The organism is Phytobacter palmae (assembly GCF_039409775.1).
In the GTDB taxonomy this organism is placed as follows: domain Bacteria; phylum Pseudomonadota; class Gammaproteobacteria; order Enterobacterales; family Enterobacteriaceae; genus Phytobacter; species Phytobacter palmae.
In genome coordinates this window covers 389,447-408,739 of the sequence record NZ_JBCIVJ010000001.1, presented here as the reverse complement: position 1 = coordinate 408,739, position 19,293 = coordinate 389,447, and the positions used below count along the sequence as shown (strand labels likewise).

Sequence of the window (19,293 nt, the reverse complement as noted above, 5' to 3'; positions counted from 1 at the left end):
TAGCGGAAAACGCAGGAAAAATTGTTGCCATTTAAACTTTGAAATAGACTATTAAGAGAAAAATTTTCTCCTGGAATGCGTAATGCTAGATAAAATAGATCGTAAGTTGCTTTCCTTGCTCCAGCAGGACTGCACGCTCTCTTTGCAGGCGCTGGCGGATGCCGTTAATCTGACCAGCACGCCATGCTGGAAACGACTAAAGCGGCTGGAAGAGGAAGGCATTCTTCTCGGGCGCGTGGCCGTGCTGGATGCGGAGAAACTTGGCCTGAGCCTGACCGCATTTGTGCTGATCAAAACCCAGCATCACAGCAGCGACTGGTACTGTCGCTTTACCGCCGTAGTCTCGGAAATGCCGGAAGTCCTGGGATTCTGGCGTATGGCGGGGGAGTATGATTACCTGTTACGCGTTCAGGTTGCGGATATGAAACGTTATGACGACTTCTACAAAAAACTGGTCAATAGTGTGCCTGGCTTATCCGATGTGACATCCAGTTTTGCGATGGAACAGATTAAATACACCACGGCTTTGCCCATTGAATAACCCTCCCGGCGGAGCCGGAAAAATCACGTTCAGGATGTAACCGCGTGCGATTATTTGCTCAGTTAAGCTGGTACTTTCGCCGGGAGTGGCGACGCTATCTCGGTGCTGTAGGCCTGCTTATCATTATTGCGATTTTACAACTCGTCCCGCCTAAGGTGGTGGGGATCATTGTTGATGGCGTCACCCGCCAGCACTTTACCTCGTCGCAGATCATGATGTGGGTAGGCGCACTGGTGCTGATTGCTATCGTCATCTACCTGCTGCGCTATGTCTGGCGCGTCTGGTTGTTTGGCGCGTCGTATCAGCTCGCCGTCGAGCTACGCGAAGATTTTTACCGCCAGCTCAGTCGCCAGCATCCGGAATTTTATCTGCGCCACCGTACCGGCGATTTGATGGCGCGCGCCACGAATGACGTTGACCGGGTGGTGTTCGCCGCCGGGGAAGGTGTGCTCACACTGGTGGATTCTCTGGTGATGGGCTGTGTGGTGCTGGTGGTGATGTCCACACAGATTAGCTGGCAGTTGACGCTGCTTTCTCTGTTGCCGATGCCGATTATGGCCATTTTTATTAAACGTTACGGCGACCAGTTGCATCAGCGCTTCAAGCTGGCGCAGGCGGCGTTCTCCTCGCTTAACGATCGTACCCAGGAAAGCATGACCAGCATTCGCATGATCAAGGCGTTTGGTCTGGAAGACAGGCAATCGGCGCTGTTTGCCGCCGAGGCGGCTGATACCGGGGCGAAAAACATGCGTGTCGCCCGCGTCGATGCCCGTTTTGATCCGACAATTTATATTGCTATCGGTATGGCAAACCTGCTGGCGATTGGCGGCGGGAGCTGGATGGTGATTCAGGGATCGCTCACGCTGGGGCAGCTCACCAGCTTCACCATGTATCTTGGATTAATGATTTGGCCGATGCTGGCACTGGCCTGGATGTTCAATATCGTTGAGCGCGGCAGCGCCGCCTATAGTCGTATTCGCGACATGCTGGCGGAAGCGCCGGTAGTGACAGATGGCAGCGAACCGGTTCCGGAAGGGCGCGGTAGCCTGCAGATTGCGATTCGCGAGTTTACGTATCCACAAACGGCACATCCGATTTTGAATAATATCAACGTCTCACTGTTACCTGGCCAGATGTTAGGGATTTGCGGGCCAACGGGGGCAGGTAAATCCACCTTGCTCTCTCTCATTCAGCGCCATTTTGATGTTGAGCAGGGGGACATCCGTTTCCACGGGGTGCCGCTGACGAAACTGAAACTGGATGGCTGGCGCAGCCGTCTGGCGGTGGTAAATCAGACGCCGTTCCTGTTTTCCGATACTGTCGCCAATAATATTGCGCTGGGAAAACCGGGGGCGACGCAGGAAGAGATTGAACATGTGGCGCGGCTGGCCAGCGTACATGAGGATATTTTGCGTCTGCCGCAGGGCTACGATACCGAAGTCGGCGAGCGCGGCGTGATGCTCTCCGGCGGGCAAAAGCAGCGCATCTCAATTGCGCGCGCGCTGTTGCTGAATGCAGAGATTCTGCTGTTGGATGACGCGCTCTCTGCTGTGGATGGCCGCACCGAACACCAGATTTTGCACAACCTGCGTCAATGGGGAGAGGGGCGTACGGTGATCATCAGCGCTCATCGCCTGTCGGCGCTCACGGAAGCCAGTGAGATTTTAGTGATGCAGCATGGACATATCGGGCAGCGCGGACAGCATGAACAGCTTGCGCGCCAGCCCGGCTGGTATCGCGATATGTATCGCTATCAGCAACTGGAAGCGGCACTGGATGACACCCCGGAGGAGGCGATTGATGCGTAAGCTTGTGCAACAGTGGCCCACCCTGAAACGTCTGCTGGTTTACGGCTCCCCCTGGCGTAAACCGTTAACGAAGGCTGTCGTGATGCTGTGGGTCGCGGCGGCGGCGGAAGTGTCCGGCCCGGCGCTAATCAGCTACTTTATCGATAATATGGTGGCGAAGAGCTACCTGCCTGTTGGTCTGGTGACGGGAATGGTCGTGGCCTACATTGGCCTGCAGGTGCTGGCGGCCGGGCTGCATTATGCCCAGGCGCTACTGTTTAACCAGGCCGCCGTCGGCGTGGTACAGCGGTTGCGTACCGACGTGATGGATGCCGCTTTGCGACAGCCGCTGAGCGCGTTCGACACCCAGCCTGTCGGGCAGATCATTTCGCGAGTGACCAACGATACCGAAGTGATCCGCGATCTCTATGTGACGGTGGTAGCGACGGTATTGCGCAGTGCGGCGCTGATTGGCGCAATGCTGGTGGCGATGTTCAGCCTCGACTGGCGTATGGCGCTTGTTGCTATCTGCATCTTCCCGGCAGTTATCATCGTGATGTTGATTTATCAGCGTTACAGCACGCCGATTGTCCGCCGCATGCGGGCCTACCTGGCGGATATCAACAATGGTTTCAACGAAATCATCAATGGGATGAGCGTAATCCAGCAATTTCGCCAGCAGGCGCGTTTCGGCGAACGCATGGGGGCGGCAAGCCGTTCCCATTATCTGGCGCGGATGCAGACGTTACGCCTTGATGGCTTCCTGTTACGTCCCTTACTGAGCCTCTTCTCCGCGCTGGTGCTGTGTGGCCTGTTAATGCTATTTGGTTTTAGCTCGGCTGGCACGATGGAAGTTGGGGTGCTGTATGCCTTTATCAGCTACCTTGGCCGCCTGAATGAACCGTTGATTGAGCTGACGACCCAGCAGTCAATGCTCCAGCAGGCGGTAGTGGCCGGGGAACGTGTCTTTGAGTTGATGGATTGTCCACGCCAGACTTATGGTTATGACGATGAGCCACTAAAAAGCGGAGCTATCGACATTAACGATGTCTCGTTTGCTTATCGAGATGACCGTCTGGTGTTGCAGGACATCAGTCTGCATGTGCCTCCCCGCAGTTTTGTGGCGCTGGTAGGGCATACCGGCAGCGGTAAAAGTACACTGGCAAGCCTGCTCATGGGGTACTATCCGCTGAGCAAAGGGGAAATCCGTCTGGATGGCCGACCGTTGTCCGCGCTGAGCCACAGCACCTTGCGTAAAGGGGTGGCGATGGTGCAACAAGACCCGGTGGTGATGGCGGACACCTTCTTTGCCAACGTCACGCTGGGGCGCGATATTTCGGAGGAGCAGGTCTGGCACGCGCTGGAGGTGGTGCAACTGGCCGGACTGGCGCGCGAAATGCCGGAGGGGATTTATACCCGCCTTGGCGAGCAGGGAAATAATCTCTCCGTCGGGCAGAAGCAATTGCTGGCGCTGGCGCGTGTACTGGTTGAAACGCCACAAATCCTGATTCTGGACGAAGCCACGGCGAACATTGATTCAGGCACTGAAAAAGCCATTCAGCAGGCGCTAGTGGCGGTCAGGCAGCACACAACGCTGGTTGTCATTGCACACCGACTGTCAACGATTGTCGAGGCGGAAACTATCCTGGTCCTTAATCGCGGCCAGGCCGTTGAACGTGGTACGCATCAGCAACTGCTTGAGGCAAAAGGGCGTTACTGGCAGATGTATCAACTGCAACTGGCAGGAGAAGAGCTCGCCGCCAGCGTACGAGAAGAATCGCTAATCGCCTGATGCACCAAAATTAAGCATGCTACTAACAGGATTCGCTGTTGGTGCAAAAAAGTAACGCACCACGCACTGTCGTGGTGCGTTTTTCTTTTCCAGGAACAATCTGAACCATTCCCATTTTCATCGCTGCGCTATGACGTCCTTCTTACACGGCTTAACAACCTGAAATTTTCCCGTTTTTCATTTTTGGCACACCGCTTGCAATATTTATTGCGTGTTAGCTGCGGCCATTATCGATTTTCGACTGGAGGGGGATCTATGAAGCTGGTTACCGTGGTAATTAAGCCATTCAAACTGGAAGACGTTCGTGAAGCGCTGTCTTCAATTGGTATTCAAGGGTTAACCGTGACCGAAGTGAAAGGTTTCGGACGTCAGAAAGGACACGCTGAGTTGTACCGCGGTGCGGAGTACAGCGTTAACTTCCTGCCAAAAGTGAAGATTGATGTGGCGATTGCTGACGATCAGCTCGATGAAGTGATTGATGTCATTAGCAAAGCGGCCTACACCGGAAAAATTGGCGACGGCAAAATTTTCGTTGCCGAGCTGCAACGCGTCATTCGTATTCGTACCGGCGAAGCCGACGAAGCGGCACTGTAATACCTGGCACACAGTGAGGGGATGGGTAAAATGAAGAAAGCAATATTAAAAGCGGGTCTGGCCTCGCTGGCACTACTGCCATGTCTGGCCATGGCAGCCGATCCGGTTGTCGTCGATAAAGCCGACAATGCCTTTATGATGATTAGCACCGCGCTGGTGCTGTTTATGTCAATTCCGGGCATCGCCCTGTTCTACGGTGGTTTAATCCGCGGTAAAAACGTCCTTTCTATGCTGACACAGGTTGCGGTTACATTCGCACTGGTGTGCGTTCTGTGGGTGGTTTACGGCTACTCTCTGGCTTTTGGCACCGGCGGCAGCTTCTTCGGTAGCTTCGACTGGGTAATGCTGAAAAATATTGAACTGAAAGCACTGATGGGCACCATCTATCAGTACATTCACGTTGCGTTCCAGGGATCATTTGCCTGCATTACCGTCGGCCTGATTGTTGGTGCGCTGGCTGAGCGTATCCGTTTCTCTGCGGTACTGATTTTCGTCGTGGTATGGCTGACGCTGTCCTACGTGCCAATTGCACACATGGTTTGGGGCGGCGGTCTGCTGGCAACCCATGGCGCAATGGATTTTGCAGGTGGTACGGTAGTTCACATCAACGCCGCAGTTGCAGGCCTGGTGGGGGCGTATCTGATTGGCAAACGTGTTGGTTTCGGTAAAGAAGCGTTTAAACCGCACAATCTGCCGATGGTGTTTACCGGTACCGCTATCCTCTACTTTGGCTGGTTTGGTTTCAACGCCGGTTCTGCGAGCGCGGCGAATGAGATTGCGGGTCTGGCTTTCGTTAACACCGTCGTGGCAACAGCTGGCGCAATCCTCTCCTGGGTCTTCGGTGAGTGGGCGCTGCGTGGTAAACCGTCTCTGTTGGGTGCCTGTTCTGGTGCGATTGCCGGCCTCGTGGGTATCACCCCGGCTTGCGGTTACGTTGGTGTGGGCGGCGCGCTGATCGTCGGTATCGTTGCAGGTCTGGCGGGTCTGTGGGGCGTTACTGCGCTGAAACGCTGGCTGCGTGTTGACGATCCATGTGATGTCTTCGGCGTCCATGGCGTGTGCGGTATCGTGGGTTGTATCATGACTGGTATCTTCGCAGCCACATCACTGGGCGGCGTGGGTTATGCCGAAGGCGTGACCATGGGGCATCAGGTTCTGGTACAGCTGGAAAGTATCGCCATCACTATCGTATGGTCTGGTATCGTCGCCTTTATCGGTTACAAACTGGCTGATATGACGGTGGGGCTGCGTGTTCCGGAAGATCAGGAACGCGAAGGGCTGGACGTCAACAGCCACGGCGAGAACGCCTACAACGCCTGATTGAACTGAGTTATCTCCTGAGCAATAAAAGCCTCCCATCGGGAGGCTTTTGTTTTACTGAAAGGTCAGCTCGCGGTACTGCGGTTTCGCATCACCCCTTCCTGCACCGTCGAGGCGACCAGTACGCCATCCCGGTTATAAAACTCTCCGCGGACAAAACCGCGTGCGCTGGAGGCGGAGGTGCTTTCCACACTGTAAAGCAGCCAGTCATTCAGATCGAACGGGCGATGGAACCACATCGAGTGGTCGATGGTTGCGACCTGCATGCCTTTTTCGAGGAAACCAACGCCGTGTGGCTGGAGCGCAACCAGCAGGAAGTGGAAATCCGATGCGTAGCCGAGCAGATATTGCTGGACGCGTAAGTCCTGCGGTAGGGTGCCGTTGGCGCGCATCCAGACCTGGCGGGTGGGCTCGGCAACATGTCCTTTCAGCGGGTTGTGAAATTCCACGGGGCGGATTTCAATCGGTTTGTCGCCGAGAAATTTCTCTTTCACCAGCGGCGGTAAAAACGCGGACAACTCACGGGCAATTTCCGTTTCGGATTTCAAGGACTCCGGTTCTGGTGCATAAGGCATTGTCTTTTGATGCTCATATCCCGGTTCCGGCGCCTGGAATGATGCCGTCATATAAAAAATCGGTTTCCCGTTTTGAATGGCCGCCACGCGACGGGCGCTAAAGCTGTTACCGTCACGTAACACTTCGACATCGTAAATAATGGGTTTCTGGCTATCGCCCGGGCGCAGAAAATAGCTGTGAAAAGAGTGCACCAGCCGATCCGCCGGCACGGTTTCTTTTGCCGCATACAACGCCTGACCAACGACCTGACCACCGAACACCTGGCGCAGACCTAAGTCTTCGCTCTGCCCTCGAAACAGACCTTCCTCTATTTTTTCCAGATTCAACAATGACAGTAGATTTGTAAGCGCCTGACTCATAGGTGTCCTCAATAAAAATAAAACCGACGCAGCGGATTCCCTGTTCAGTATAACCTGGAAATAAAAGTGGTCCGATGGGTGCAATAATCTGAATAGATGGGGGTTTGCAGGCAAATATCAGTGACATGTGCCACACTTGAACACGTTACGATGGTCCAACCACACATTCTGGCAGAAAACATTCTTGCTGGTGCATAGAAGATAAGGAGAACTCATGAAACTCGTGCACATGTTAAGTGGTTTAGCAGTCGCTGTAGCGCTGACTGCCTGCGCAAAAAAAGCCGCAGACATTCCAACGCCTGCACCAAACCCGCAGGCACCTGCGGCGAGTACGGCGGCGATAACCCAACCTAACGTCTCTGGTACGGTATGGATCCGCCAGAAAGTGGCGTTGCCGCCAAATGCGGTCCTGACCGTCACTGTCTCTGACGCCTCCATGGCCGATGCGCCGTCTAAAGTGATTGCTCAAAAAGCGGTACGTACCGAAGGTAAACAGGCACCGTTTAGCTTTGTCTTGCCGTTTAATCCGGCAGACATCCAGCCTAACGCGCGTCTGCTGCTGAGTGCGGCTATCACAATTGATGACAAAATCGTCTTTGTGACCGATACGGTTAAACCGATCATTAACCAGGGCGGCACGAAAGCTGACCTGACGCTGGTTCCGGTACAGCAGACGGCTATTCCGTTGCAGCCAGGCAGCGGTTCGGCAACAACCGTACCTTCAACATCCCCTACTCAGGTGAGTCCTTCTACAGCTACGCCTGCTCCGACACAGATGTAATGTGCGCACCTCCTCTCCTGCGGGAGAGGAGGTTTCAGTAAATCCAGCGAAAGCGTTGTAAATCAATCTGCCCGCTACCGGATACCACCACGCCTTCTTCCATTAATGCCTGTCGCTGACGTTGTAAGTCTGGCCCGCTTAACGATATACAGCCGTGGCGATTAACCACCCGATGCCAGGGTAAAGTGCTGCCCTCCGGCAAACGCTTCAATACGCCACCGACCTGTCTGGCTGCACGTGGCGAACCTGCCAGCCTGGCGACATCACCATAGGTTGTGACATATCCCTCTGGTATTGAGGCGACGATTTGCCATACCCGCTGTGGAAAAGAATCGTGATTATCCATACTGCCTTCCTGACTGACGAGAGGTCAGCATAAACAGCCCGGTCGTGACTGTGAAGGGGAGATTGCGCAAGAAATCGGCATCCGTCAGGGTGCGGCTTGCAATTGCGGCATGGGACATGGATAATGCGCCAGCGCGTTGGTTAACAACGCTCTCAATGGGGGCTCTGTTGGTTCTCCCGCAACGCTACTTTGTTTACCAGGTCAGGTCCGGAAGGAAGCAGCCAAGGCAAAGGACGTGTGTGCCGGGATGTAGCTGGCAGGGCTCCCACCCATTTCTGGTATCTTCTTTTTATTGTCCTCTGTACGCTTTTTGCTTTATGGTCAGTTTACCGCCGTTTATGCAGAAAGGATTCCTGTGACCACACCGCAACTCATCACTGAACGTTTACTTCTTCAGCCGCTGGTTCCTGCTGATGCGGAACAAATTCAACGTGTTTTCCCTCGTTGGGAGATTGTGCGTTATCTGATAGGCACGATTCCCTGGCCTTATCCGGACGATGGCGCTGCGCAGTATGTTAATCATGTCGCCTTACCCGCATCCAGTGCGGGGAAGGGCTGGTACTGGACTATTCGGCGCAAAGCAGAGCCACAGCAGTTGATTGGCACGATTTGTCTGATGGACTTGCCTGATAACAATCGTGGATTCTGGCTGATGCCGGAGTGGCAGGGGCAGGGCCTGATGTCCGAAGCCAGTGATGCGGTGACGCGCTTCTGGTTTGAAGAGTTAGATAAAGAGGTATTACGCGCGCCAAAAGCGGCGGCGAATACCCGTTCAGTCAATTTCTCGCAGCGTAGCGGCATGCGTAGGGTGCGTCGCGAAAAAGCGCACTATGTCGCGGGTGAGCTGGATTCTGAACTTTGGGAAATTACCCGTGAGGAGTGGCGGCGTTTAGCAGGCTAACTCAGAGGTCGTCACCGGTCACGGCGCTGCGCGACTTTTGAATTTCCAGGATGTTTTCTGCCGAGTAAATCAGAGTCGCGCTGCTCTGCGCATCTTCATTGCTGGTCATGAGCAGCGAGATATGGTTGTTATCGAAATTAATAAACGCCGTTTTATTGGGGTAGAGATCCACATCCTGCATCTCTTTTTGCGAAGAGTGCGCGGCTACGCCATATTTTTTCTTCAGGATTTCAAGCGTCTTCACGACATCTTCGTCGGGAATCGCAATGGCGATACGAATAAATTTATCGTTAACAAAAAACAGAGTGGCCTCGGTTTTCTTGTCGGCAAAGGTAAAGTCTTCGCAGCTGTACATTTTACCGACAGGCGCCTCTTCCGGTTCTTCCATCGTACAATTCGCCTGTGCGAGTACGGCGGCAGTCGAGGTGCCGAATTTCATATCGCGGTAGCCGTCCGTTGCGCAGGCCGCTGTAGAAAAGGCCGCGATGCCCAGAAGTAACGACAATTTGTTTTTAAAACGCATTTTAATCTGCCTTAATAGAATGATTGCTGAAAGTGATAATTAGCGGTTAAGGTTCTTCTTAGTCTTATCAGCGCGTTATAGTAATGCTGGTAAAGGGCAAGTAAAGCAATTTGCTGACTCGTTACACCACCGCCGCCCACAAAAAAACGCTCATTGTCACTCTTTCCAGGGGCTGTCGTTATCCATTCCTGACTATCAATAATGTATTGTCATATATTTGAAATATAAGCTTCACCTTAGTGTCATAAAGCCTGGTTAAAATATTTGTGGGAGTTTTTAATTTGTCATAAGCTTTTAATATAACTCTGGATCAGTATGTTAACTTCGTGTATTAATACTTTGCTAACTTCACACGGGAAGGGATAATCATGACCAGTGCGGTATTGAACGTCAAAATTGATCAGGCGTTGAAAGAGAAGCTCCGTCATTACGCAGAAGAAAATAATGAGAACCTCAGTACGGCGACTGAAAAACTGTTGCTGCTGGCGTTTCAGTCAGTTGAACAGGGCGGAGTATCGGAAGAGGATATTGATAATCAACACCTTGAAGAAGAATGTACTGCTCCTTTAAATCCAAAAGAAATCAAAGCATTACGCAAACTTCTGAAGAAGAAAAAATGAACCAACAACTGCTCTCAACGGCCAGCAATTATTGCGAGGCCTGTGACCTGTTACGATCAGGTTTTGTAAAACATGTCCGTTTAAACTGGAATATTGGTAGTGATGAGTTCTTTCGCATCGCAACCGACTGGTGTGATGCTGGCGCAAAAATAAAAAAAGAAGGCGATAGTTTTGTTATTTCTATAAAAGGTTTTCCTATTCCGCGTCAGCAGTAATTTCATTGTCATGAAACTGTCATTTAAATTGCATTGAGTTTTGTGATGATGATTGAAAATATAAATATGTTGTAACCATCTCATCATCATCACGGACGATGCTTACGACGGGCCAGTCTGGCTCGTCGTTATTTCTTTTACCCACCTTGTTTCCCTGACGCATTTTGACAGCCTTGCTGGCATTTTTTTCACCTGCATAACAGTTGCTGGCGTAATCGGGTACACTGGCGCGAAATCCGTCGCCAGATGAGTGCCATGAAAACCATTACGCTCTATGATGTCGCCCGCCTTGCCGGGGTCTCTTACCAAACCGTTTCGCGCGTTATCAATCAGGGCGAGCATGTCTCGACGCGAACGCGGGACAAAGTGCTGGCGGCGATGGCGGAGCTGCACTACATCCCTAATCGCGGGGCGCAGCAACTGGCGGGTAAACGGACCAGAACGCTGGGGCTGCTGACTTCTGACCTGGCACTGCATGCCCCCTCCCAAATAGCCTCGGCGGTGAAATCACGTGCCGCCCAATCCGGCGTGAATGTGATCATTTCGATGCCGGAAGTGCAGGATGCCCGGGGATGTACAGCCGCAGTGCAGGATCTACTGGCTCAGCGGGTTGATGGATTGCTGGTTAACGTCCCGCTGGATGATGAACAGGCAGAGGCCGTATCGGCGCTGGCAGGTCCGGTTCCCGTTCTCTTTCTTGATGTCAGTGAAACGGCGGCCGTCAATAGTCTGATTTTTGATGCCGACCAGGGGGCGCGGCTTGGCGTTGCGCACTTGCTGGAACAGGGACATCTGCGTATTGCGTTGCTTGGAGGACCGCAATCATCGGTCTCTGCAAGGGCACGAATGTCGGGATGGCTTGCGGCACTGGAAGAGTCGGGGTTATCGCCCTGTGGCTGTGAATATGGTGACTGGAGTGCGGCGTCCGGCTATGAAAAAGGTCATCTGCTTCTGGCGGCGGATACACCACCGCAGGCTATTCTGGTCGCCAATGATCAGATGGCTCTTGGTGTGATTCGTGTCTGTGCGGAGCGGGGCTTAACCGTACCGGGGCAGATTTCAGTTGTCGGTTATGATGATACGGCCGACAGCGCCTGGTATTCACCGCCGCTCACGACCATTCATCAGGCGTTCAAAACCGCGGGCGAACGCAGCGTGGAATGGCTCCTTGCACGCCTTTCCGGTGACGATACGGCGGTGAGACAGACGCTGCTGCCCGTAACCCTGGTGGAGCGGGCCTCGACCTCGCCGGTATCATCCATTAACGTCAGCGGCGAGACGCTGGCCAGACGACTGAAAGAGCTGGCACAACTTGCCGCACTGCTCGATCGTCGCTAAATCTTTTGTGATCCTTTTCGCTTTGGCGCACGTAAATCCTTTACGCCAGCGCCGATTCCGTGCATTGTGCATAAAATTGTGAGCGCTTCGCAAAATGAGGTCGATATGTCTGTTTCCGCGTTAAGTTCGTTATTCTCTCGTCGGGACTGGGAAAACCCGGTCGTCACTCACTGGCACCGTTTACCGGCGCATGCGCCAGTGTCCAGCTGGCGGGATGTGGGCGAAGCGCTTCGTGATGAGGCGTCGGCAAGTCATCGTTTACTCAACGGTGACTGGCAGTTTAATTTCTTCTCATCGCCCGAGTCCGTTCCGGAAAGCTGGCTCACGGCCGATCTTGCCGATGCCGTGCCTATGCCCGTGCCGTCGAACTGGCAGATGCAGGGTTTTGATACCCCCATTTACACTAACGTCACCTATCCTGTTGCGGTAAACCCGCCGTTTGTACCGCAGGAAAATCCGACCGGTTGTTACTCGCTCACATTTCATGTCGATGAACAGTGGCTGGCAGGCGGGCAGACGCGTATTGTCTTTGACGGGGTTAACTCCGCGTTTTATCTCTGGTGTAATGGCCAGTGGGTCGGCTATTCCCAGGATAGTCGCCTGCCCGCTGAATTTGATGTAAGTAACGTATTGGTACCCGGGGAAAACCGCCTGGCGGTCATGGTGTTACGCTGGTGCGATGGCAGTTATCTCGAAGACCAGGATATGTGGCGAATGAGCGGCATCTTCCGTGACGTCTCCCTGCAACATAAACCCCACACCTGTATCGCCAATTATCACTACACCACTCAACTCAATGCGTCATTTACCCACGCACATTTGCACACGGAGATAGAACTCGCCGGGGAGTTTGCTGGTTGCGAGGTGATCGTTACGCTGTGGCGGGGGGAAGAGAAAATCGCTGAGGCCAGCCAGAAACCAGGTAGTGCAGTGGTTGATGAACGCGGAGCCTGGGCCGAACGCGTAAGCGTGACGATACCCGTTGATCGGCCGTTACTGTGGAGCGCGGAAACGCCTGAGTTATATCGTTTGACGATGGCACTCTATGACGAAGAGAACCATCTTCTGGAAGTGGAGGCATGCGATGTGGGCTTCCGTCATGTGGAGATCAGCGAAGGGTTGCTGAAACTGAACGGTCAGCCGCTGCTGATCCGTGGGGTCAACCGCCATGAACACCATCCGGAAAACGGTCAGGCGATCGATGAAGCCACGATGCGTCGTGATATTGAACTGATGAAGCAGCACAATTTCAATGCTGTACGCTGTTCGCACTACCCGAACCACCCGCTCTGGTATCGCCTGTGCGATCGATACGGTCTGTATGTAGTGGACGAAGCGAATATTGAAACGCACGGCATGGTGCCGATGAGCCGTCTGGCAGATGATCCGCAATGGCTACCGGCGATGAGCGAGCGTGTTACCCGCATGGTGCAGCGCGACCGTAATCATCCGTCGATAATCATCTGGTCACTGGGGAATGAATCCGGCCATGGCGCGACGCATGACGCGCTCTACCGTTGGGTGAAAACCACCGATCCCACACGTCCTGTACAGTATGAAGGCGGCGGCGCTAATACTGCGGCAACGGATATTGTCTGCCCGATGTACGCCCGCGTCGATCAGGATCAACCGTTCCCGGCGGTGCCGAAATGGTCAATCAAAAAGTGGGTCGGTATGCCGGATGAAACCCGTCCGCTGATCCTTTGTGAATACGCGCATGCCATGGGCAACAGCTTTGGCGGGTTTGCGAAATACTGGCAGGCTTTTCGCGCTTACCCTCGTCTGCAGGGCGGTTTTGTCTGGGACTGGGTTGACCAGGCGCTGACCAAATTTGATGAACGAGGCGAGCCATTCTGGGCCTATGGTGGCGATTTTGGCGATACGCCGAATGACAGACAGTTCTGCATGAATGGGCTGGTCTTCCCCGACAGAACGCCGCATCCGGCGCTTTATGAAGCACAGCGCGCCCAACAGTTTTTCCAGTTTAAACAGGTCAGTACCTCACCGCTGGTGATCGATGTCACGAGCGAGTATTTATTCCGCCCGACGGATAACGAAGTTCTGCGATGGTCTGTCACCCGTGATGGCGAAGTGCTGGCTCATGGGGAAGTGGCGCTGGCGATTGCCCCGCAGGGAACGCAACGTATTGAACTAAACTGCCCGCCTTTCGCTGCCCGCTCTGGCGCAGTCTGGCTGAATGTGGATATCTATCAGCGCGATGCGACAAGCTGGTCACCTGCACAACATCACTGCGCCTGGGATCAGTGGCAACTGCCGACAGCGGTTGCATTGCCAGCAGAAAAAAGCGTACAACCGCGGCCCGCATTACAGACTGACAATGAATATTTTGTGGTGGAGCAGGGGAGCCATCGCTGGCAGTTCTGCCGTGCGAGCGGCCATCTGTCGCAATGGTGGCGTGATGGGCAACCTACACTCCTTGCCCCGGTGCTGGATAACTTTACCCGTGCTCCGCTGGACAATGATATCGGCGTCAGCGAGGCCACGCGCATCGACCCCAACGCGTGGGTGGAGCGCTGGAAAATGGCGGGAATGTATGACCTGACGCCCGTACTGTTGCAGTGCGACGCGCTGGAAAATGTCCATGATGTTGTCATCGTCACGCGCCATGCCTGGCAGCACAACGGGAAGACGCTGTTTATCAGTGACAAAACCTGGCGCATGGCTGGCGATGGCGTGCTGCATGGCGACATTCAGGTACAACGCAATCTGGACGCGCCGCCGCCCGCGCGTATCGGCTTGCAGTGCCAGCTTGCCGGGATCGCAGATCAGGTCAGTTGGCTGGGGCTTGGGCCGCACGAAAACTACCCGGATCGCAAACTGGCCGCGCGGCAAGGACGCTGGACGTTGCCATTGTCCCGGTTGCATACGGACTATATTTTCCCGACCGAAAATGGCCTGCGTTGTGACACGCGAGAGGTGAATTATGGCGCTCATCGTCTGAACGGGCAGTTCCACTTTTCACTGAGTCGCTACAGCCAACAACAATTAAGGGAAACCTCCCACCGCCATTTACTGCGTGAAGAGGCCGGATGCTGGCTTCAGCTGGATGCGTTTCATATGGGGCTGGGGGGCGATGACTCCTGGAGTCCGAGTGTGTCCCCGGAATTTATCCTCAGTGATGACGTCGTGCGTTACACCTTCTGTTGGTCCCAGAGCTAAACTTAATGAGCCAGACGCAGCGGGAATCGTCCCGCTGCGCGGTTCACTTCGGAGACTCACTCATGAAGTATGTCGACGGGTTCGTGGTGGCGGTTCCGGCAGATAAGAAGGACGCTTATTTGCAACTCGCGGCCAGGGCTGCTCCGCTATTTAAAGCGTTTGGCGCAACGCGGATTGTGGAGTGCTGGGCGGATGACGTCCCGGCGGGAAATTTCACCGACTTTCGTCGTGCGGTAAAAGCGGAAGATCATGAAGAGATAGTTTTTAGCTGGATTGAATATCCGTCTAAAGAGGTCCGTGATGCTGCCAATCAAAAAATGATGGCCGATCCACGCATGCGCGAGCTGGGAGACCAGATGCCTTTTGATAGCAAGCGCATGATTTATGGTGGCTTTTCCCCATTGCTGGACGAATAATCCTCAGGCATCAGGATAAACAACGCCTTGTGGCCGATAACGTCGCCATCAGCACGAAACAATCCCCTCCGGCGCCATGCCGGGTTTGCGGTTACGCCGGCTGGGGGCCAGTTAATGGCGTACCCCATGCAGCGGCCAGGTTGCATTTTCATTGCACAATCTAAGTAAAACTGTCAAAAGGGTGCAAACTCAGGGAGCATTGCGGTTGCTTTCTGCCCAGCACAAAAACGCCTCTTTGGGCAGCGCTTTGCTGTATAGCCAGCCCTGACCGTACTGCACGCCATGTTCGCTAAGCCATTTGAGCTGCCCTTCGGTCTCGATACCCTCGGCCACCATCGCCAGCTTTAAGGCTTTGGCCATTTCGATGATATGCGTGGTCATGTTTTTGTATTCCAGCGCATCCACAAAAGATTTGTCGATTTTAATAATATCGACATCCAGATTTTGCAGGTAACTGAGGCTGGAGTAACCCGTACCAAAATCATCGATATAGATGGCGTGTCCGGCTGCACGTAAAGCTGTGATGGTGGGCACGCAGGTCGCAGGATCGGCAAAACCATGTTCGGTCACTTCCAGCGCGATTTGTGATGGCGAAATTTGCCAGTCATTGCACAGTTGCTGTAATTGCGTCGGAAGCGTCAGGGTTAAAAGATCGGAAGGCTCAAGATTAATGGAGACATGCAGATCCGGGTTTTCCTGGAGCCAGGGTCCCATATCCTCAAATACTTTTTCGATGATCACTTTGGTCAGTTGCGGCATCAGCCCCGTTTGTTCAGCCAGGGGAATGAAGGTATCTGGCGCAAGGAAAGTGCCATCTGCCTGTGGCCAGCGGGCCAGCGCTTCCGCACCGACAATCTTCCCGTCAGCCAGCGTCACAATCGGCTGGTAGAACATCTCTATTTCTCGTGCGCGAATGGCATCCTGCATACGATGTTGCGGTGACTGCAGTCGACGCAGCATGCGTAATAAAAAGAAGGCCAGCACCACGCTCAGCAGCAGGCCAACAGGCACCCAGATGATCAATAATCGATGCCAGTTCTCCTTAAGTGGCGTCAGCGACGCCCAGGTGATAATGGTTACCCCCAGTTCTGGCTCCAGCAAAGTATTCCACGCTTCGCCACCGATAAGCTTTTGGGTGGGGGTGTGAAGATCAATCTGCTTTAGCATGTCCGGATCCAGCGTGCGACTGCTGGCAATTACCCGCCCGCTGCTTGTCCCGACAAGGGCAATGTTGATAGGCCATGGGCCATAGGAGAGTACATCAATAAAAGAGAGTGGGTCGGTGATAACGATATAACGACGAGTGCCAAGGCCGACCATTGCACGCGTCAGGCCCAAATCGTTATGGCTGGTCAGCCAGGCGCGAAAACCATCTTTAGTGATCCTTTGCGGCGCGGGAAAGGGAGCGCTGCTGCTGTTTCTCTCCAGCGACGAACAAAGCGGGATTGTCCCTTCGAGGTAGATGACCTCCTGGACATAGCGAAACGTATAAGAGATACGTCGCATGGCCAGCAGGTGATCCTGGCTACACGAAATACCATCGTAGGTTTCCAGTTGGCGCAAGGCTGTTTTCCCCTGGCTAACCACACGGTCAGCACGCATTTTAACTAATGCGGAGAAGGTATTGAGTTCGTTCATAAACGACTCTTCAGCCTGGCGATGCGCCAGCCAGACGCTTAAAGCCACCGGCAAGAGAACGGCGAACAGCAGTACGCCTGTAATAAGGCTAACTAATCGTCGGTTTGTCATGACCAAAAATCCCTGTTTGATACTGAGAAACAAGCGTATTTGAGACCAGCAAGTGTTATAACACGCGTCAATGTTTGATTTCTTTCAGGAATTGCAGGGATGAAGAAAAAAGAATTTGTGACGCAGGATCTCTTAAGTAAAATTTATCAAAATAACGAATCCGGTCCGCGCAAACTTCCCCCTGAAAGGCAGTTAGCACAGGAGTATGGTGTCTCCCGTTTTACCATTCGCCAGGCGGTCGAAAAGCTGGCGAGTATTGGCGTCGTGCGGATCGTTCAAGGCTCCGGGATCTGGATTAACGAGCAGGCGCGCAACAACCCGCTGGTTTACAACTCCATTACTGAAAAGCGTTTCGATCAGATCCGTTTTCGTCTGATTAGCCTGCATAAGAAACGTCCTGACCGCGATGAACAGCAGATCTTTGGGCTGACAGATGAGAGCTTCATCTGGCAATTTTGTCGACTGCGCTTTGTGGATGAAGAGGCCGTACAAATTGAAATCTCGCGTATGCCTGCTGCTGATTTTGCCGATCTGAATCAACAGATCATTGAGAGTTCACTGCAACAGTACGTCCTGAGCAAAGGGTATCAGATCTCACATATGCTGACGACCTACCGTGCCGTTAATGTTAGTCGTGAACAGGCGGCGCTGCTGGGCTGCAAGAAAGGCAGCCCGGCTATGCACATCAGTAATCGCGGGATCCTGGAAGGCGGCAGGGTGTATGAAATCAGCGATATCATCGACATCAACTATACCTGCACTTATGTTATTCCGCATAACCGGGCAAACCTTGCTTTTCGCAAAGGCGACGGCTGATTTATGGCGTATGAATTGCGCCATCCGGAAGGCGGCTTTGCGTCCATTCATGCGGGCGGTAAACCACCGGGTAGCGTATGCCTTCCTCTTCGTTAAAGGTCACGCCGATGCCTGGCGTTTGCGGCGCATAGACAAAACCCTCTTTCACCACCGGCGCGCCGGGGAAGACATTGTCAGTTTGCGAAGTGCGCGGAATATACTCCTGAATGGCCGCGTTATGCAGATGAATATTGAGATGTGTATTCACCGCGACACCAATAGGGGACATATCGCCCGGGCCATGCCAGGCAAGGCGCACGCCAAAAGCCTGGCACAGCACAGCCAGTTTTAACGCCGGGGTAATACCGCCGATTTGCGATATATGGCAGCGAATAAAATCAATACGCCGGTTTACTATCACATCATGCCATTCGGCCGGATTATTAAAGAGTTCCCCCATCGCCAGCGGCACGCAGCTATGCTGGCGTACCTGTTCAAGCCAGGCGCTCTGTTGCGGCGGTAAAATATCCTCAATGAAATAGGGCTGATACGGCTCAAGCTGCTTCGCCAGCTGGATTGCCTGCTGGGGAAAAAGACGTTCATGTACGTCATGCAAAAGGTGCAGCCCGAAGCCGTATTTTTCCCTTAGCGCCCTGAACATAGCGACGGTGTTGTCCATGTACTCTTGCTGATCGAACCAGGCGCCTGGCGTTGGGTTTTCTGGCGTATGTAATTGCGCGGGCGTGCCGCCGTAAAAACCCAACTGACAACGAATATGGCGATAACCCTGTTCGCGCAGGCAGTCTACGCTGGCAAATAGCTCCTCCAGCGTTTCACCGCTGGCATGAGTGTAAGCGGCGATGGCATCCCGGGACTGGCCGCCCAGCAGTTGATAAAGCGGCATATCGGCAAGTTGACCTTTAATATCCCACAGCGCCATATCCACGCCGGATATGGCGTTATTCATTACGGGGCCATTTCGCCAGTAGGCATTGACGTTCATCATTTGCCAGAGATCTTCAATATTGTTGGCGTCACGGCCGATTAGAAGGGGTTTCAAATACTCATCGACCATGGTTTTCACGGCCAGCGGGCGTTGCTGAAAGGTGGCGCAGCCGTGGCCTGTGATGCCTTTATCGGTCGTCACCCGTACGGTAATCAGATTATGTCTGTCGGGGCGAGTGATAAAACATTCGATATCTTTAATTACGGTTGGCGTCACTGGGAAACTCCTTTACAGCGAAGTGATATACCGGAATGGGTATTATCATCCCCTTAATTTTGCGCTGAGGTAAACCGTTTTTTTTATAAATTTTTTGGTCAGTTATTTCTTTTTAATTTAATTAAAAACCGTACCAATTTTGCTTTTAATGTCATTTTCATTGCTTTGTTATGGTAATTTGTGATGTGTCTCATGTTTTATTGGTTTGTTTACTTTTCTCTCTTTCTCTAACCTTGGA

Annotated in this window: 19 protein-coding genes and 1 other RNA gene; 14 read left to right on the top strand and 6 right to left on the bottom strand. The window is 53.3% G+C overall.

The window, feature by feature from the left end; translation table 11 throughout:
• Positions 1–82: 82 nt before the first annotated feature.
• The 5 genes from AAIG39_RS02015 (at position 83) to amtB (ending at position 6,034) form a co-directional block, all read left to right on the top strand.
• Positions 83–541 carry an Lrp/AsnC family transcriptional regulator gene (locus tag AAIG39_RS02015; protein ID WP_041852490.1) on the top strand — a complete coding sequence of 153 codons (459 nt, stop codon included), beginning with the start codon at positions 83–85 and terminating at the stop codon, positions 539–541.
• A gap of 44 nt (positions 542–585) precedes the next feature.
• The gene (locus AAIG39_RS02010; RefSeq protein WP_343193083.1) at positions 586–2,349 is read left to right on the top strand and encodes a SmdA family multidrug ABC transporter permease/ATP-binding protein; all 1,764 of its coding nucleotides are present in this window, start codon (positions 586–588) and stop codon (positions 2,347–2,349) included.
• Positions 2,342–4,120 carry a SmdB family multidrug efflux ABC transporter permease/ATP-binding protein gene (locus AAIG39_RS02005; protein ID WP_343193082.1) on the top strand — a complete coding sequence of 593 codons (1,779 nt, stop codon included), beginning with the start codon at positions 2,342–2,344 and terminating at the stop codon, positions 4,118–4,120. The genes AAIG39_RS02010 and AAIG39_RS02005 overlap by 8 nt, the downstream gene beginning before the upstream one ends.
• A gap of 255 nt (positions 4,121–4,375) precedes the next feature.
• Entirely contained in the window at positions 4,376–4,714 is a 339-nt protein-coding gene (gene glnK / locus AAIG39_RS02000; protein ID WP_002891893.1) for a P-II family nitrogen regulator, read from the top strand.
• Between the two features lie 30 nt (positions 4,715–4,744).
• Positions 4,745–6,034: an ammonium transporter AmtB gene (gene amtB / locus AAIG39_RS01995; RefSeq protein ID WP_090082576.1), complete on the top strand. Its 1,290-nt coding sequence runs from the start codon at positions 4,745–4,747 to the stop codon at positions 6,032–6,034.
• A 65-nt stretch (positions 6,035–6,099) separates the two neighbouring features.
• Here the strand turns inward: amtB and tesB are convergent, their stop codons facing one another.
• Positions 6,100–6,969, bottom strand: coding sequence for an acyl-CoA thioesterase II (gene tesB / locus AAIG39_RS01990; RefSeq protein ID WP_343193081.1), 870 nt, complete (start codon positions 6,967–6,969; stop codon positions 6,100–6,102).
• A 214-nt stretch (positions 6,970–7,183) separates the two neighbouring features.
• On the opposite strand from tesB, the gene AAIG39_RS01985 reads away from it, so the two are divergent.
• The gene (locus tag AAIG39_RS01985; protein WP_090082570.1) at positions 7,184–7,750 is read left to right on the top strand and encodes a YbaY family lipoprotein; all 567 of its coding nucleotides are present in this window, start codon (positions 7,184–7,186) and stop codon (positions 7,748–7,750) included.
• Between the two features lie 34 nt (positions 7,751–7,784).
• Here AAIG39_RS01985 and AAIG39_RS01980 read toward each other — a convergent pair whose 3' ends face one another.
• Together AAIG39_RS01980 and AAIG39_RS01975 are read right to left on the bottom strand one after the other, a co-directional pair.
• Positions 7,785–8,096 carry an MGMT family protein gene (locus tag AAIG39_RS01980; protein WP_249569890.1) on the bottom strand — a complete coding sequence of 104 codons (312 nt, stop codon included), beginning with the start codon at positions 8,094–8,096 and terminating at the stop codon, positions 7,785–7,787.
• Entirely contained in the window at positions 8,089–8,214 is a 126-nt protein-coding gene (locus AAIG39_RS01975) for a hypothetical protein (RefSeq protein ID WP_283775971.1), read from the bottom strand. The genes AAIG39_RS01980 and AAIG39_RS01975 overlap by 8 nt, the downstream gene beginning before the upstream one ends.
• 47 nt (positions 8,215–8,261) lie before the next feature.
• Between AAIG39_RS01975 and ffs the strand changes: the two genes are divergently transcribed.
• Positions 8,262–8,358, top strand: an RNA gene (gene ffs / locus AAIG39_RS01970) — signal recognition particle sRNA small type.
• A 93-nt stretch (positions 8,359–8,451) separates the two neighbouring features.
• A complete protein-coding gene (locus AAIG39_RS01965) occupies positions 8,452–8,997 on the top strand; it encodes a GNAT family N-acetyltransferase (protein ID WP_343193080.1) in 546 nt (181 codons plus the stop codon).
• 1 nt (position 8,998) lies between these two features.
• On the opposite strand, the gene AAIG39_RS01960 is transcribed toward AAIG39_RS01965, so the two are convergent.
• Positions 8,999–9,520 (bottom strand): hypothetical protein, encoded by a 522-nt coding sequence (locus tag AAIG39_RS01960; RefSeq protein ID WP_249569886.1) that lies wholly within the window; start codon positions 9,518–9,520, stop codon positions 8,999–9,001.
• A 368-nt stretch (positions 9,521–9,888) separates the two neighbouring features.
• On the opposite strand from AAIG39_RS01960, the gene AAIG39_RS01955 reads away from it, so the two are divergent.
• The 5 genes from AAIG39_RS01955 to AAIG39_RS01935 all read left to right on the top strand — a co-directional run bounded on the left by AAIG39_RS01955 (position 9,889) and on the right by AAIG39_RS01935 (position 15,289).
• On the top strand, positions 9,889–10,140 hold the full coding sequence (locus AAIG39_RS01955) for a hypothetical protein (RefSeq protein WP_090082562.1): 252 nt from the start codon (positions 9,889–9,891) through the stop codon (positions 10,138–10,140).
• Positions 10,137–10,355 carry a hypothetical protein gene (locus tag AAIG39_RS01950; protein WP_041852481.1) on the top strand — a complete coding sequence of 73 codons (219 nt, stop codon included), beginning with the start codon at positions 10,137–10,139 and terminating at the stop codon, positions 10,353–10,355. The genes AAIG39_RS01955 and AAIG39_RS01950 overlap by 4 nt, the downstream gene beginning before the upstream one ends.
• 255 nt (positions 10,356–10,610) lie before the next feature.
• A complete protein-coding gene (locus AAIG39_RS01945) occupies positions 10,611–11,693 on the top strand; it encodes a LacI family DNA-binding transcriptional regulator (protein ID WP_343193079.1) in 1,083 nt (360 codons plus the stop codon).
• Between the two features lie 105 nt (positions 11,694–11,798).
• Entirely contained in the window at positions 11,799–14,873 is a 3,075-nt protein-coding gene (locus AAIG39_RS01940) for a beta-galactosidase (RefSeq protein ID WP_343193078.1), read from the top strand.
• Positions 14,874–14,935: 62 nt separating this feature from the next.
• On the top strand, positions 14,936–15,289 hold the full coding sequence (locus AAIG39_RS01935; protein ID WP_249569878.1) for a DUF1428 domain-containing protein: 354 nt from the start codon (positions 14,936–14,938) through the stop codon (positions 15,287–15,289).
• 189 nt (positions 15,290–15,478) lie between these two features.
• Here the strand turns inward: AAIG39_RS01935 and AAIG39_RS01930 are convergent, their stop codons facing one another.
• Positions 15,479–17,038, bottom strand: a complete 1,560-nt coding sequence (locus AAIG39_RS01930) for an EAL domain-containing protein (RefSeq protein WP_090082553.1) — start codon at positions 17,036–17,038, stop codon at positions 15,479–15,481.
• Between the two features lie 99 nt (positions 17,039–17,137).
• Here AAIG39_RS01930 and AAIG39_RS01925 point away from each other — a divergent pair, with 99 nt between their 5' ends.
• Positions 17,138–17,854, top strand: a complete 717-nt coding sequence (locus AAIG39_RS01925; RefSeq protein WP_090082550.1) for a GntR family transcriptional regulator — start codon at positions 17,138–17,140, stop codon at positions 17,852–17,854.
• A gap of 1 nt (position 17,855) precedes the next feature.
• Here the strand turns inward: AAIG39_RS01925 and AAIG39_RS01920 are convergent, their stop codons facing one another.
• Positions 17,856–19,055, bottom strand: coding sequence for an enolase C-terminal domain-like protein (locus AAIG39_RS01920; RefSeq protein WP_090082547.1), 1,200 nt, complete (start codon positions 19,053–19,055; stop codon positions 17,856–17,858).
• Positions 19,056–19,293 lie beyond the last annotated feature (238 nt).

Coding starts and splice junctions, on each gene's coding strand:
- AAIG39_RS02015 (WP_041852490.1), top strand. CDS start 83: ATGCTAGATAAAATAGATCGTAAGTTGCTTTCCTTGCTCCAGCAGGAC.
- AAIG39_RS02005 (WP_343193082.1), top strand. CDS start 2,342: ATGCGTAAGCTTGTGCAACAGTGGCCCACCCTGAAACGTCTGCTGGTT.
- glnK (WP_002891893.1), top strand. CDS start 4,376: ATGAAGCTGGTTACCGTGGTAATTAAGCCATTCAAACTGGAAGACGTT.
- amtB (WP_090082576.1), top strand. CDS start 4,745: ATGAAGAAAGCAATATTAAAAGCGGGTCTGGCCTCGCTGGCACTACTG.
- tesB (WP_343193081.1), bottom strand. CDS start 6,969: ATGAGTCAGGCGCTTACAAATCTACTGTCATTGTTGAATCTGGAAAAA.
- AAIG39_RS01985 (WP_090082570.1), top strand. CDS start 7,184: ATGAAACTCGTGCACATGTTAAGTGGTTTAGCAGTCGCTGTAGCGCTG.
- AAIG39_RS01980 (WP_249569890.1), bottom strand. CDS start 8,096: ATGGATAATCACGATTCTTTTCCACAGCGGGTATGGCAAATCGTCGCC.
- AAIG39_RS01975 (WP_283775971.1), bottom strand. CDS start 8,214: ATGTCCCATGCCGCAATTGCAAGCCGCACCCTGACGGATGCCGATTTC.
- AAIG39_RS01960 (WP_249569886.1), bottom strand. CDS start 9,520: ATGCGTTTTAAAAACAAATTGTCGTTACTTCTGGGCATCGCGGCCTTT.
- AAIG39_RS01955 (WP_090082562.1), top strand. CDS start 9,889: ATGACCAGTGCGGTATTGAACGTCAAAATTGATCAGGCGTTGAAAGAG.
- AAIG39_RS01950 (WP_041852481.1), top strand. CDS start 10,137: ATGAACCAACAACTGCTCTCAACGGCCAGCAATTATTGCGAGGCCTGT.
- AAIG39_RS01945 (WP_343193079.1), top strand. CDS start 10,611: ATGAAAACCATTACGCTCTATGATGTCGCCCGCCTTGCCGGGGTCTCT.
- AAIG39_RS01940 (WP_343193078.1), top strand. CDS start 11,799: ATGTCTGTTTCCGCGTTAAGTTCGTTATTCTCTCGTCGGGACTGGGAA.
- AAIG39_RS01935 (WP_249569878.1), top strand. CDS start 14,936: ATGAAGTATGTCGACGGGTTCGTGGTGGCGGTTCCGGCAGATAAGAAG.
- AAIG39_RS01930 (WP_090082553.1), bottom strand. CDS start 17,038: ATGACAAACCGACGATTAGTTAGCCTTATTACAGGCGTACTGCTGTTC.
- AAIG39_RS01925 (WP_090082550.1), top strand. CDS start 17,138: ATGAAGAAAAAAGAATTTGTGACGCAGGATCTCTTAAGTAAAATTTAT.